Consider the following 14036-nt stretch of genomic DNA (forward strand, 5'->3'; position numbering starts at 1 on the left):
TGTTCGCTGAAAATTAACCTTGAATTTCAGCAAATACCCAAGGGCGTGATTGTTTGGTTTTTTCTTCATAAGCACGAATTTCATCCGCAGCCTGTAAAGTCAACCCAATATCATCCAAGCCATTCAATAAACAGTGTTTACGAAATGGATCGACTTCAAATTTAAAAGCTTCACCACTTGGTGTACGGACTTCTTGAGCTTCTAAATCAATGGTTAATTGATAGCCTTCCTGAGCAGCACATTCTTTAAACAGTTGATCCACAACAGATTCAGGCAAAATCACTGGCAACATGCCATTTTTAAAACTGTTATTGAAAAAGATATCAGCATAGCTTGGTGCAATCACTGTGCGAAAACCATACTCTTCCAATGCCCAAGGCGCATGTTCACGGCTTGAACCGCAACCAAAATTGGCACGAGAAATAAGTACAGATGCCGCTTGGTAACGTGGCTGATTCAAAATAAAATCAGGATTCTTCGGACGTTTAGAATTGTCTTGCCCCGGATAACCTTCATCTAAATAACGTAATTCATCAAATAAGTTATCACCAAAACCGGTGCGTTTAATTGATTTTAAAAACTGTTTTGGAATAATTAAGTCGGTATCTACATTGGCACGGTCTAAGGGTGCAACAATACCCTGTTCAACGGTATAAGCTTTCATCTCTTTGCTCCTTAAGCCTGATTAGAATGAACGTACATCAACAAAGTGACCTGCAATTGCTGCCGCAGCTGCCATTGCTGGACTGACAAGGTGAGTACGTCCACCATTGCCCTGACGGCCTTCAAAGTTACGATTTGAAGTCGATGCACAATGTTCACCCGGTTGTAACTTATCAGCATTCATCGCCAAACACATTGAACAACCTGGCTCACGCCACTCAAAACCAGCTTCGATCAAGATTTTATCTAAACCTTCCGCTTCCGCTTGTTGTTTCACTAAACCAGAGCCTGGAACAACCATGGCCTGTTTAATACTAGACGCTACTTTTTTACCTTTTGCCACTTCTGCAGCAGCACGAATATCTTCAATACGTGAGTTGGTGCAAGACCCAATGAATACGCGGTCTAATTGAATATCAGCCAATGCCTGACCTGCATTTAAACCCATATATTGATACGCACGGGTCCAGTCATTACGCTGTACATCATCTTTGGCCTGTTCCAAAGTTGGAACTGCTTGAGATACAGGAATCACCATCTCAGGAGAAGTACCCCAAGACACTTGTGGTTCAATTTCTTCACCATTTAAAACCACGATCGTATCAAAATGTGCATCTTCATCAGAATGTAAAGTATTCCAATACGCGACTGCCGCATCCCACTGTTGGCCTGTTGGTGCATAAGGACGATCTTTAACATATTCAATCGTTTTGTCATCGACAGCAACCATACCAACACGCGCACCGCCTTCGATTGCCATATTGCACACAGTCATACGCCCTTCAATCGACATATCACGGAATACCTGACCACCAAATTCAATCGCATGCCCTGTACCGCCAGCCGTTCCGATTTTACCAATAATTGCCAAAACCACGTCTTTTGGGGTAACGCCTTGACCTAATGTTCCGTCCACACGCACCAACATGTTTTTCATTTTCTTCTGTACTAAGCATTGTGTTGCCAATACATGTTCAACTTCTGACGTTCCGATCCCGTGTGCCAAACAACCGAATGCGCCATGTGTCGCTGTATGCGAGTCACCACATACCACCGTCATACCCGGTAAAGTTAAACCTTGTTCTGGTCCAACGACATGTGCAATACCTTGACGCACATCGTTAATGTCAAACTGCACTACATTAAAGGTTTTACAGTTATCGTCTAAGGTCTGAACTTGGATACGAGAAGTATCATCTTCAATCCCAGCAATCCCTTCTGAACGCTCTTTGGTTGATGTAGGAACATTATGGTCAGGTGTTGCAACGTTAGCACTTAAACGCCAAGGTTTACGCCCAGCAAGTTGTAAGCCTTCGAATGCTTGTGGAGAAGTCACTTCATGCAATAAATGACGGTCGATATAAAGTAATGCTGAACCATCATCACGTTGTGTTACAAGATGGTCATCCCACAATTTGTCATACAAAGTTTTTACTGATTCTGTTTTTGCTTTTTGGTTTTCGCCTGCCATGTCGAAATGCTCCACTGGACTGGGTAATTCTTTCATTCACTCAATTATAACCACGTTTTTACATAAATCTAATTTATCATTTTTATTAATTTAAAAACTTTTTGGAATTGATTTTATCCAAATAAATGCTCCTAAAATCACCTTTATAAAGTATTTAAATCAATGATATATTTTCAATGACTTTAAAAGCACTTGGCTTAATCATCAAGAAAAAATAGAGCTTAAACCAATAAATGTACGTCCTAAACCATAAATTAAGCAAATCCATGATTTAAAAAGAACTCAATAATTCCTATATCAACAATCACGATGCAATGTATAAAGAATAAAATATCGCTTTATCCAATCAACATTAATCAAAAAAACCTTTTTACATTACAATTGATAATGATTATTATTTAACTATTGAATTAATAAGTGGTGATTCTCATGGCGAGTATCCAAAATTTCCTACAAAGCAATCAACGTGTTTTCAAAAAAACCTTAAGCTATTACATCATGCATATCACAGTAGCAATGTTGGTTGCTTATGCGGTGACTGGTAATTTTTGGATGGCTGTGACATTAAGTTTACTTGAACCGACTGTACAAGCATTTGCATTCTTTTTCCATGAAAAGGCTTGGAATAAACGAGACCAAAAGGCAGCACAAAGCACTGAAATTAAAATCTAAATCAGATGTATTTTCTGTGGCTGGAGCTGCTAATCACCACCGCCTCCTCCACAGCTGCTACAACTACTACAAGAGGAAGATGAATCAGAACTTGTACTATGTGAATGGCTCGAATCACTGGATGAACTTGATCCTGAACATGAGCTAGAAGAACATGACGATGTTGCAGAAGCCTGTGGAAAATCTGAAGTTGAACTTGTCATTTGGCTATACATTGTCATCATAAATGGTAAGCTAAAAATTAAACCCCGCTCCCATCGAACATGGGCATCAACCTGAAAAATTCGAGGTAAGACCTGCGTGTTTTGTGGATTCAATCCATGTAAAGCACATGCCCCATGCCAAGTATTGAGCAATTGCTGTCTTTGAGCAGCCCGCTGTGATTCTGTTACTTGTAAATCATGCGGTTTATGAATCAGTTCATAACCTAAAAAACGTTGGCTCATGGACTGATAAAAGTCATCAAATTCTTCAATCAATATATGCCATAACGCGTCTACTGAGTGTGAAGGCATTGCATAAGCTCCCCTACGCCACAAATGAATTGCTAAATAGTCTTTAAAACCTTCTTCAATCAATGGATAAGAAGATTGTCTGATATTTGGATGTCTTTGTTTAAAAGCAAGCCAAATACGATTTGGAAATTTAAAATTCTCCAACTCTTGCATTTTTCTTAGGCGATTTAACCGAAGCTTCAACCAAATTATGCTGAGAATAGCGATGATAATGATGGGGAAATAGATATTGAAAAAATATACAAAGATTAAACCTAGAGCAGAAAATATCAGTATCGTGGTAAAAAATCGAAGCCAAGTTTTAGAGAAGGTATTTCTAGTATGTTGTTGAAAATAGTGAATGGTGGTGTTTGTTGGTTGATTCAAATAGCTTTCCTTTTGTTGTTTTTATGCGCTGAATATAAATGAGCTTTGCTTAAATTGTACAGTAAAAAGTTGTATTAAAATTTTTCCAAAGCACGAATAGAACCAATCACTTTGCTAAAAATAAAAAAATTTGAAAATTACTTTGATTAATTCTTAAATTTTCTAAATAATGAATTACGCATAAAAATTCTTTATGGATGGAAATATTATGAATCTCGCTGCTTTTGAAGCCTTTGTCAAAGTTATGGAAACTGGTTCGATTTCTATGGCAGCAGAACATCTGTTTATTACTCAGCCAGCTGTCACCAAACGCATACATAGCTTAGAAGAATATTTCGGCGTCAAACTTTTTGAGTCTGCAGGTCGTGGTGTTCAAGCCACACATGCAGCGCATTCATTATTACCTAAAGTAAAAAACTGGTTAAATGAATTGGGAGATATTCACCATACCCTGAGTCATGAGCAAGGTGAAGTTCGAGGAAAACTCAAGATTGGCACCAGTCACCATATTGGCCTACACCATTTACCACAGCATTTAAAAAAATATGTACAGCACTTTCCTGAAGTCAAACTAGATGTACATTTTGTGGACTCTGAACAAGCGCATGAACAAGTGCTTGCTGGGGATTTAGAACTGGCATTTTTAACCCTTCCGCCACAAGGTGATGAGCGTTTGCGTTATATCACGATCTGGAATGATCCTTTGGTATTCGTGGTTGCACCTTTTCATCCTTTGGCACAAAAAAAGAACCTTAAGCTTGAAGATCTGATCGAATACCCAAGCTTATTGCCAGCAGCACAGACTTATACCAGTCAAATCACCTTGGCAGAATTTGAAAAGAAAGGTTTAAAGCCAAAAATTACCATGAGCAATAATCCGCTTGAATCTATTCGGATGTTGGTTTCCATTGGTTTAGGCTGGTCTGTTCTACCTAAAACCTTGTTAAATCAAGACTTACAACAACTTGATATTCGTTTTGAAATGAACCGCCAATTGGGTATGGTTTGGCATCCTGGACGTACCCAGTCTAGAGCTGTGCAGGAATTGATTGAGATGATGAAATAATCCCTACAATCAAAATCCCTTATCTTGTTACTCAAGATAAGGGATTTACATATTACACAGGGATAGTCGTACTTATCTTTCCCTTCATTCCCTTATAAAGTCTTCATTGCACAATTTTTTACTTTACTGAGTCTTCATGTAGAGACTCATTTAACTGATCAACCACTAATGCCCATTCACCATCAGATTTAATTTTTTCAGCAAGAAACTGACGTTGTCCCTCACTCCAATAAGATGCGTCTGTAATTAGAGTATCTGCATCCAACTGGTGATTTTCAATAAAACTTTGAATTGCTTCTTCGCTAGAATCCAAGCCGAGTTGTTCAAATAAATTGGTCATTCTTGGACGTGTCTGGCTCATTATATAATCTCCGTCAGTTTTAAAAGTGCTCAAATCAACATAGCATTTTTACACTATAAATGAAGTACAAAATCTTCATTTATAAAAATATTTACAAAACTTCTCATTCTTGACAAAACAATCAAGCCATAAAAAAGCAGTGATCAACACTGCTTTAAATCACAATAATCAGCCCAGCTCAAATCGACCAATCTTGGATATCCCAACCCTGTTCTTTTGCCAGATGCTCAAGACGATCATCAGGATTTACTGCAATCGCATGGTCAGCATATTCCAATAAAAAACGGTCATTAATCGAATCTGAATAAGCCCATGATTCAGTGACAGTACGACCATCGAGCCATTGATCCAAACGTGCCAATTTACCTTTTTGGTAACATGGAATATTGATCACTTTCCCCGTGTATTTCCCATCTTTTATTTCAGCATTGGTCGCAATAATTTCGCTGATACCAAATTCACGGAAAATAGGTGCTGTAATAAAATCTGAAGTTGCTGTAATACCAACCAACGCATGGCCTAAATCTTTATGTTTTTGAATCGCGGCAAAACCAGCTGGACGCATTTGTGGACGAATCACTTTTTGTATAAACAACTGATGTAATTCAGTTAAATAATCATTATCGTGTTGAGTAAGAAACTCAAAGACAAATTCATTATAAGCAATTGGATCAAGCTTGCCTGCTTTATAGTCTTCATAAAACTGATCATTCATCGCACGATGTCGGACTGGATCGACCAAGCCTTCATTGACTAAGAACTCTCCCCAAGAATGGTCAGAATCTGTATTTAATAAGGTGTGATCTAAGTCAAACAGCGCCAATTCCATGAAAATACTCGTTTAAACTGAAATTTAAGAAAAAATTTGTAAATCTATCACCGCTAGTCGATAGAAATTCGTTAAGATCATAGCAATTTTAAAACATTATTACTTTGACTTTATCGAGTTGGACAAAAGAGTGTATGTCCCCATATATAAAGTCAAATGAAATTAACAAATTTTAGGTAGCCAAATGATCGACTCAGAAGGTTTCCGACCCAACGTCGGGATCATTTTGGCAAACGATATTGGACAAGTTTTATGGGCAAAACGCATTGGACACAATGCTTGGCAATTTCCTCAAGGAGGCATCCAGTTTGGAGAGACTCCTGAGCAAGCTCTATTTAGAGAACTACGAGAAGAAGTTGGGCTCCTACCCGAACATGTCCAAATTATTGCCCAGACAGATGACTGGTTGCATTATCGTTTGCCGCTTCGATACATTCGCTCGGATTCCGATCCGATTTGTATTGGACAAAAGCAAAAATGGTTTTTACTGAAACTCACAGCTTCAACGAAACATATTCAGTTGAATCTCTCTGACCCGCCGGAGTTTGATCAATGGCAATGGGTTAGTTACTGGTACCCACTTGGACAAGTGGTGAATTTTAAACGAGATGTTTATCGTAAAGCGATGATGGAGTTATGTATGCGAATGCCGCAATATACAGCTGAAATTTCTTCAAAATATGAATGATTTTTCAAGGTAGTACTGTTATAAATAATACTGATGAAGTCGCTTTAAAACATAGCTTAAATTAGGAGCATACATCCATGTCGAACATGCAACTGGACACATTAAGACGTATTGTACAAGAGATCAATGCGTCAGTCAGTTTGCATGATTCTTTGGAAATCATGGTTAATCAAGTTTCCGAAGCCATGCATGTTGATGTTTGCTCTATTTACCTTTTAGATGAACGTAACCAACGTTATGTACTCATGGCAACCAAAGGCTTAAACCAAGAATCTGTAGGGACAGTTTCCTTACAACTTGGCGAGGGTTTGGTTGGTTTAGTGGGGCAACGTGAAGAGATTGTCAACTTAGACAATGCGTTTAAACATGAACGGTTTGCCTACTTCCCCGAGACAGGGGAAGAGATCTATAACTCGTTCCTTGGTGTGCCAGTCATGTATCGCCGCAAAGTGATGGGCGTGATGGTGGTTCAGAACACCGAACCTCAAGATTTTAGCGAGGCAGCAGAATCATTTCTGGTGACCTTATGTGCGCAACTCTCTGGGGTAATTGCTCATGCACATGCAGTGGGTAATATTGATGTTTTCCGTAAACCCAGCAATTCATCTAACTACAAGACCTTCCAAGGTTCATCTGGTGCAGGCGGCATTGCACTTGGGCGTGCCATCATCCTTTACCCTCCGGCAGATTTAGCTTCAGTCCCAGACCGTGATGCGGATGATATCAGTGAAGAACTTAAGCTTTTAGACCAAGCTATTGCGTCTGTACGCAATGAAATTCAATCGCTTGATGACAAAATGCAAGATTCACTCATGGCGGAGGAACGTGCTTTATTTAGCGTGTTCTTACGTATGTTGGATGAAAATGCCCTACCTGCTGAAATTAAAGAAATTATTCGAGATGGAAGCTGGGCGCAAGGTGCAGTTAAAAATGTGATTGAACGCCATGTTGCGCTTTTTGCACAAATGGAAGATGACTATTTACGTGAACGTGTATCTGATTTAAAAGACCTTGGACGCCGAATCCTAGCAGCATTACAAGAAGGTGATACCAGCCATAAAGAGATCACCTCTGAAAGTATTTTAATTGGAGATGAGATTAGTACGGCTGCTTTGGTTGAGCTTCCTGTAGATAAAATCGCCGCAATTGTAACCTCTGAAGGGGCTGCCAACTCCCACATGGTGATTGTCGCCCGTGCACTCGGTATTCCAACCGTCGTGGGTGTTACTGAGCTGCCAGTAAATACCCTTGATGATGTTGAAATGATTGTCGATGCTTATCAAGGTCGGGTTTTTGTCAATCCACCACGTCGTTTACGTACACGTTATAAAGAGATCCAAAAAGAAGAAGAACAAATTGCCAAAGATTTAAAGCAATACGAAACCAAAGATGCCATTACCCCTGATGGTGTTGCAGTAAAGCTGTATGTCAATACCGGTCTAATGATTGATGTGGTACGTGGAGTTCAACGTGGTGCAAAAGGTGTAGGACTTTATCGTTCTGAAATTCCATTTATGCTGCGTGAACGTTTCCCGGGCGAAGAAGAACAGCGTGCGATTTATCGTCAACAGCTGAGTCACTTTGCCAACAAACCTGTGGTGATGCGTACACTTGATATTGGTGCGGATAAAGACCTGCCATATTTCCAAATTGAAGAAGAAAACTCAGCTTTAGGATGGCGTGGCATTCGTTTTACTCTCGATCACCCTGAAATTTTTTCTTCACAAATCAGAGCAATGTTAAAAGCCAGTATCGGCTTAAACAATCTGCATATTTTATTGCCAATGGTCACCAGTGTCAGTGAAGTAGAAGAAGCACTTTACCTACTGGAACGTGACTGGATTGCGGTTCAAGAAGAAGAGCAAGTTAACTTCGCCAAACCGAAAATCGGGATTATGGTTGAAGTACCGAGTGTGCTTTTACAAATTGGTGAATTTGCTGAATTGGTCGATTTCTTCTCAGTCGGTTCAAATGACTTGATTCAATATTTATTGGCAGTTGATCGTAATAATCCACGTGTATCCAGTGTTTATTCACACTTCCACCCTTCTGTACTTCGCGCTTTAACGCGTTTGGTTCAAGAATGTCATAAGTATGAAAAACCGATCAGTATTTGTGGAGAAATGGCAGGCGACCCACTCTCAGCTATCTTACTTATGGCAATGGGATTCAATACATTATCGATGAGTTCAAGTAATATTCTGCGAGTGCGTAAAGCGATTTGTCATGTATCAATGACAGATGCACAAAAGCTATTAGAAGAAGTGATTGCGATGAATAACCCACTCATGGTCAAGAGCTGGATGGAGTATTACTTTAAACATCATGGTTTGGCTGATATGGTGAAATCGAATCGTCTAGTCAATATTTAATTGTTTATTTTTATTAGATTTTTATAATTATTTAAGCAAAAATTGCAGTCCACAAAAAAGGCCGATAATCATCAGAATATCGACCTTTTTTGTGTTTATCATAACCACGTTTTGCATTCTTTTTACGATCTACAAACACTTGGCTTTTGTTGACTTCATGCATGTGTTTGGCCACAAAGTTGTGAATCACAACCTCTGGCATTGCTTTTTTCTTTGCCATTTTCTTTACCTATTTTGCTGTATACCACTTGATCAGTGGGAATCTGATATTACGCTTTTTTGTGTAGAATACAAGTATTTGTATTGATCAAGTTTGTGACTATTTCCTAGTGCACTCTTTTTACCTATTGCATCAAGGCAAATTTGCAGATTTATCTCAAATTGATTTTAATCATCAGAAGATCATCTTTAATTTAATTAAAATTTTACAAATCAGATTGAAAACTTCATGTAATTCATGAGTATTGTTATCTATAGTATTTAAAGAAATTTGAATATAAATATGCTCAATAAAATATAGGGTAATGAGTTAGAACTGGAGGATCATGTGTTCAATCAAAAGAAATTATCGAGTTTTCTACTATTGTTGGTTATCCCTACACTTGGTTTAATCGCATGTAGTAAACCTGAAAAAGCGGAAGTCATAACAACTGAATCAAGTGCGAGTTCTGTACCATCTGAAACTGTGAAAACTGAATCTACAGAGAACACTTTTGATCTTTCCAAGATTCCAATTTCAAATATTACACTCGGTCAGTTTCCATATATTTCTTTGCCAAATGGCTATCAGTTTCACGAAGCAACCAGCGTAAATTTTGAGAAAATACCATTTTGGACAGGTCAACATATCGAAAATATTGAAGGTCAATTATATAGTGCAGCCATTCAACAAAATGAAAATTATAAAGAAGGAAGTTTTTTAGAATTGCAACGTAATTTGGAAAATGTAATCCAGCAATTGGGTGGCAAACAAATTACCCAGAGTAAAATTCCTCAACAAGAATTAGAAAAGATCCCACAAAAATTCCAAGTCGATTATGTTGCAGGATTGGGAGATGTTTTTAATAACCCGACACAGACCTTTGTGATACGTCAAGCGAATAAAAATATTTGGTTCCAATTGACACAGACAGGGAATGGACATGCTGGCCTATTCGTCGCAGAAACTAAACCTGTTGAAATTACAGCTAAAGCATTAAGTTCAGACCAACTCAAAACAGCTTTGGATAAGGACAATAAAGTCAATATTGAGGTTAACTTTGCCACGGATCAAGCGAATATTTTGCCTGACTCTCAACCCCAAATTGAACAAGTCATTCAACTGCTAAAAAACAACCCTGAACTCAAATTGAGTATTAATGGTCATACAGATAATTCAGGTGATACCAAACATAATCAAACGCTTTCAGAACAACGTGCAAATGCTGTTGTTAAGGCTTTAACCAATAATACTGGAATTCAACAAAGCCGTTTAACAGCCAAAGGCTTGGGAGATACACACCCTATTGCGGATAATTCAACTGAAGACGGTAAAGCTTTAAATCGTAGAGTTGAGCTGATTAAATCTAATTAATTCTGTGAAATGCTGAGTTCATTGAACAAAGAAAACCCATTATAAATAAATGGGTTTTCTTTTAAAAATAGCTCACTCACTACATACACGATGTACTCAGTAAAACTCTATCTAGCAATCATTTTACATCCACAGCTTGCACATCTAACATTTCAGCAACTCATCCATAAAACAGACTATAAGGTGTTTTAATAAAAGCATCCGCTTGTAATCTACTGTTGATTCTTCCGCTCACAAACAAATTTTTATTAAAAGATAAAAACTGCGATAACAATAACTTATTTACTGAAATAAAAACTTAACTACAACAACTTTCAATAAAAAACAAAAATATTAAATATTTTCAACAATATAAATTTGCCGAATTCAAAAAATGCATATATATTGTATATACATTTTTTGAATTATCACCTTTGGGGATAAATACGTCATGGCTGAATTACCCAAAAAGACAAAGGTGAATAAAAAAGATGGGCAACTCTTAATTCGCATTAACAGTACTGAGCGTGACCAGTTTTTACAACTCTGTGAAACGATGGATACCAGTGCAGCACGTGAGTTAAGAAAATTTATCCGTAGTTTTATCAAAAAACATCAGCCAACGGATACTCAAACTAAGGAGTAACATGATGTCTAAGCAAGTTAAATCTTTAAAACAGAAAATCAAAGCACGTTTGGAAAAAATCTCCAAACACGAAGGTAAATTGAAAAAGCTCAAAAAAAAGCTTAAAAAACAAAAGTAATTTCGATTACACATCCTAAGCTTGAACTTTGATAAAAGTGGCTTAAAAAAAGCGGCATTATTTACATAATGCCGCTTTTTGCATTTTCGAAGGGACTAAGCTAAAGCTCTATCTAATAAGCGTTTTACATCCACAGCTTGCGCATCTAACATTCCGACCACGCGTCCATAAAACGCACTATAACGTGTTGCAATAAAAGCATCTGCAACAAAATCTGGTGCATGTTGTTTCAACAAAATAGCTTGTGCCAAGATGACCAAGCGACTGACTAAACTACGTGCCATAAATTGCAATTCATCTGCTTGTAAGCCACTAAATAATTTAAATAAAGCTTGTAATTCATCTTGTAAAATTGAATCTTGAGAGGCGACTTGTGCAAATGATTTAAATAAGACTTCAATTGATTCACGGTCACGTTGAATTGCACGTAATACATCCAAACACATCACATTACCAGAACCTTCCCAAATAGTATTTACAGGGGCTTCTTTAAAAATACGCGCCATGATTCCTGTATCGACATAACCATTGCCACCGAAGACTTCCATCATCTCACCCGTCAACTCCACAGTACGCTTACACACCCAGAACTTTGCTGCTGGTGTCATGATTCGTCTCCATGCCAGAGATAATTCATCATCACTCTCATAGCAATGCGCAAGATGAAAACTCAATTGCATAGCTGCTTCTGTTTCCAAGGCTAAATCCGCCAATACCGCTTGCATCAACGGTTGTTCCGCCAAATGTTTACCAAAGGCCTTACGCTGACGGGTATAGGCAATACATTGCACCAAAGCCTGACGTAACATCGCACTTGAACCGACTGAACAGGTCAAACGTGTATAGTTTGCCATTTCAATAATCGTGGGAATCCCGCGCCCAGCTTCACCGATCATAATGCCCCAAGCATTTTTAAATTCAACTTCTGAGCTTGAATTACTGCGATTACCCACTTTATCTTTAAGTCGTTGTACTTGAACCGGATTTTTTGTCCCATCTTCCAGCCAACGTGGTACAAAAAAGCAGGCCAATCCATCTTGTTCAGTTTTTGCCACGACTAAATGTGCATCACACATTGGTGCAGAAAAGAACCATTTATGCCCTGTCAGTAAATATGCTTGCCCACGTCCTGACTCAGCTACAGGAACAGCCCGTGTTTCGTTGGCACGCACATCTGACCCGCCCTGCTTTTCCGTCATCCCCATACCTAACCAAATTGATTTTTTCTGAGAAATCGGAATGTCACGTTCATCGTATTCCGTCGATAAGAGCTTTTCACCGACTTTTGCCCACAATTCTGGTTCATTTTGAATTAAGGGAATACTACCTAACGTCATAGAATTAGGGCATAGATTGCCACACTCAACTTGTCCACTCAGGAAAAATCGAGCCGCCCAATCGACCCATTTTGAACTTGATTGTGGATGATTAAATGGATGTGCGTGTGTGTCAAATTGTCGATTTAGCCGCATCCATTTATGCCATGCAGGATGAAATTCTAGAAAATCTTTACGGCGACCACGAGCATCAAAACTATGTAATTCAGGAGTATGTCGATTGGCCAAATCGGCATATTCATAATATTCAGTAGAACCCGCAATCTGTGAGAATTCAGTTAGGCGTTGCTGATCCTGACTGCCATAACGTTGCAAAATTTCTTGTAAGACTTGATCTGTAGTCAATAAATTATAATTTTGCAGTTCGTCAAACTGATTGCTGATTTCATGTGTTTGCCAATTCTCTGCTGTGTTCATCCTGAATTCCTGTCTTGTTGTTTTAACCAATTGCATTCAGTATAGAAGAAAATACCTTCAAGGATGTTCGGATTATTTTTATGGCTTTACCTGCAATCAATGTGCGTCGTAAACCCCGCCAATCAAGGGCACGTATCACGCAAGAAGCGTTGATGGAAAGTTTTGTTCGGCTTTTACATGAACATCCTGCCAATAAAATTACCATTCGTGAAATTACCGATCTTGCTGGTGTGGGTTTAGGGACGTTCTATGAGTATTTTTCTAAAAAGGAAGATTTGATTGCTTTAACTATTCACCAACATGTAAAAAGCAATGCAGAAGTCTTAAAAAGTTATGCACAAAGCGTGTATGACTTATCCACAAAATCAGATTTTCAAAGCTATTTACAGCAAATCATTCATTTTCAACTTGAGCAAATTCAAGCACAGCAATTTTTATGGGCCCAGTCTTTCTTATTAGAACGACAGGTTTCCAGTATTGAAACATATCAAAAAAGTTATGCCATGATGGTAGAGATGTGGCAAAACATGCTGAAACCTTTTATTCAGGATGATGAACAACTTAAACAGATGAGTCTAAATGTACAACGAATTTGCTATGGTTTTGTCTCGCAGACATTGTTGATTGAACCTGAGTTTAAGGATTGGAAAGTTTTGGAGGCGGATATGGTTCAAATCATAAACAGCGTTATATGTATTAAAAAACAGATTTTCTAAAATTGAATGCTATCAATTTTCGTTTAGCAAAATATTCTCAAATGGATGAAGACAAGCTGAATGTTTCCAAGTCCATTTTCACTAAAAAACCCAATCTATTGATTTTTATTTATTTTGTATTTTAAACCATCATTGTTATCGTAAATAAAAGCTGAATTAATGTTTTTCTTATCAGTACGCAGAACTCTGCCCATTAATCGCCAAAACAAATCAATAATAATATTTTTATCAATTTCACAAATATAAA

14 protein-coding genes are annotated in these 14036 nt (G+C 38.1%); 7 read left to right on the forward strand and 7 right to left on the reverse strand.

Going from position 1 to position 14036, the window contains the following annotated elements; genetic code table 11:
* Positions 1 to 13: 13 nt before the first annotated feature.
* Both leuD and leuC read right to left on the reverse strand, forming a co-directional pair.
* Entirely contained in the window at positions 14 to 664 is a 651-nt protein-coding gene (leuD, locus tag PYV58_RS19795) for a 3-isopropylmalate dehydratase small subunit (RefSeq protein WP_004718096.1), read from the reverse strand.
* 21 nt (positions 665 to 685) lie between these two features.
* A complete protein-coding gene (gene leuC / locus PYV58_RS19800) occupies positions 686 to 2134 on the reverse strand; it encodes a 3-isopropylmalate dehydratase large subunit (protein ID WP_004818782.1) in 1449 nt (482 codons plus the stop codon).
* A 423-nt stretch (positions 2135 to 2557) separates the two neighbouring features.
* Between leuC and PYV58_RS19805 the strand changes: the two genes are divergently transcribed.
* Positions 2558 to 2806 carry a DUF2061 domain-containing protein gene (locus PYV58_RS19805; RefSeq protein ID WP_171066891.1) on the forward strand — a complete coding sequence of 83 codons (249 nt, stop codon included), beginning with the start codon at positions 2558 to 2560 and terminating at the stop codon, positions 2804 to 2806.
* Between the two features lie 29 nt (positions 2807 to 2835).
* On the opposite strand, the gene PYV58_RS19810 is transcribed toward PYV58_RS19805, so the two are convergent.
* On the reverse strand, positions 2836 to 3321 hold the full coding sequence (locus PYV58_RS19810) for a hypothetical protein (protein WP_227504215.1): 486 nt from the start codon (positions 3319 to 3321) through the stop codon (positions 2836 to 2838).
* A gap of 574 nt (positions 3322 to 3895) precedes the next feature.
* On the opposite strand from PYV58_RS19810, the gene PYV58_RS19815 reads away from it, so the two are divergent.
* A complete protein-coding gene (locus PYV58_RS19815; protein ID WP_004718104.1) occupies positions 3896 to 4753 on the forward strand; it encodes a LysR family transcriptional regulator in 858 nt (285 codons plus the stop codon).
* A gap of 118 nt (positions 4754 to 4871) precedes the next feature.
* Here the strand turns inward: PYV58_RS19815 and PYV58_RS19820 are convergent, their stop codons facing one another.
* Together PYV58_RS19820 and PYV58_RS19825 are read right to left on the reverse strand one after the other, a co-directional pair.
* Positions 4872 to 5114: a DUF2789 domain-containing protein gene (locus PYV58_RS19820; protein ID WP_004718105.1), complete on the reverse strand. Its 243-nt coding sequence runs from the start codon at positions 5112 to 5114 to the stop codon at positions 4872 to 4874.
* 178 nt (positions 5115 to 5292) lie between these two features.
* Positions 5293 to 5943 (reverse strand): HAD family hydrolase, encoded by a 651-nt coding sequence (locus tag PYV58_RS19825; protein WP_034611625.1) that lies wholly within the window; start codon positions 5941 to 5943, stop codon positions 5293 to 5295.
* Between the two features lie 184 nt (positions 5944 to 6127).
* Between PYV58_RS19825 and PYV58_RS19830 the strand changes: the two genes are divergently transcribed.
* Positions 6128 to 6631, forward strand: coding sequence for an RNA pyrophosphohydrolase (locus PYV58_RS19830; protein WP_004718109.1), 504 nt, complete (start codon positions 6128 to 6130; stop codon positions 6629 to 6631).
* A 77-nt stretch (positions 6632 to 6708) separates the two neighbouring features.
* Positions 6709 to 9003, forward strand: coding sequence for a phosphoenolpyruvate--protein phosphotransferase (gene ptsP / locus PYV58_RS19835; protein ID WP_004718112.1), 2295 nt, complete (start codon positions 6709 to 6711; stop codon positions 9001 to 9003).
* A gap of 31 nt (positions 9004 to 9034) precedes the next feature.
* Here ptsP and PYV58_RS19840 read toward each other — a convergent pair whose 3' ends face one another.
* Positions 9035 to 9223 carry a hypothetical protein gene (locus PYV58_RS19840; protein ID WP_004718115.1) on the reverse strand — a complete coding sequence of 63 codons (189 nt, stop codon included), beginning with the start codon at positions 9221 to 9223 and terminating at the stop codon, positions 9035 to 9037.
* Between the two features lie 327 nt (positions 9224 to 9550).
* Here PYV58_RS19840 and PYV58_RS19845 point away from each other — a divergent pair, with 327 nt between their 5' ends.
* Entirely contained in the window at positions 9551 to 10576 is a 1026-nt protein-coding gene (locus tag PYV58_RS19845; protein ID WP_034611622.1) for an OmpA family protein, read from the forward strand.
* 430 nt (positions 10577 to 11006) lie between these two features.
* Positions 11007 to 11201: a hypothetical protein gene (locus PYV58_RS19850; RefSeq protein ID WP_034611620.1), complete on the forward strand. Its 195-nt coding sequence runs from the start codon at positions 11007 to 11009 to the stop codon at positions 11199 to 11201.
* Between the two features lie 213 nt (positions 11202 to 11414).
* On the opposite strand, the gene PYV58_RS19855 is transcribed toward PYV58_RS19850, so the two are convergent.
* A complete protein-coding gene (locus PYV58_RS19855) occupies positions 11415 to 13073 on the reverse strand; it encodes an acyl-CoA dehydrogenase family protein (RefSeq protein ID WP_034611618.1) in 1659 nt (552 codons plus the stop codon).
* Positions 13074 to 13153: 80 nt separating this feature from the next.
* On the opposite strand from PYV58_RS19855, the gene PYV58_RS19860 reads away from it, so the two are divergent.
* Positions 13154 to 13789: a TetR/AcrR family transcriptional regulator gene (locus PYV58_RS19860; protein ID WP_034611615.1), complete on the forward strand. Its 636-nt coding sequence runs from the start codon at positions 13154 to 13156 to the stop codon at positions 13787 to 13789.
* Positions 13790 to 14036 lie beyond the last annotated feature (247 nt).

It is taken from the genome of Acinetobacter sp. TAC-1 (assembly GCF_029025845.1).
In the GTDB taxonomy this organism is placed as follows: domain Bacteria; phylum Pseudomonadota; class Gammaproteobacteria; order Pseudomonadales; family Moraxellaceae; genus Acinetobacter; species Acinetobacter guillouiae.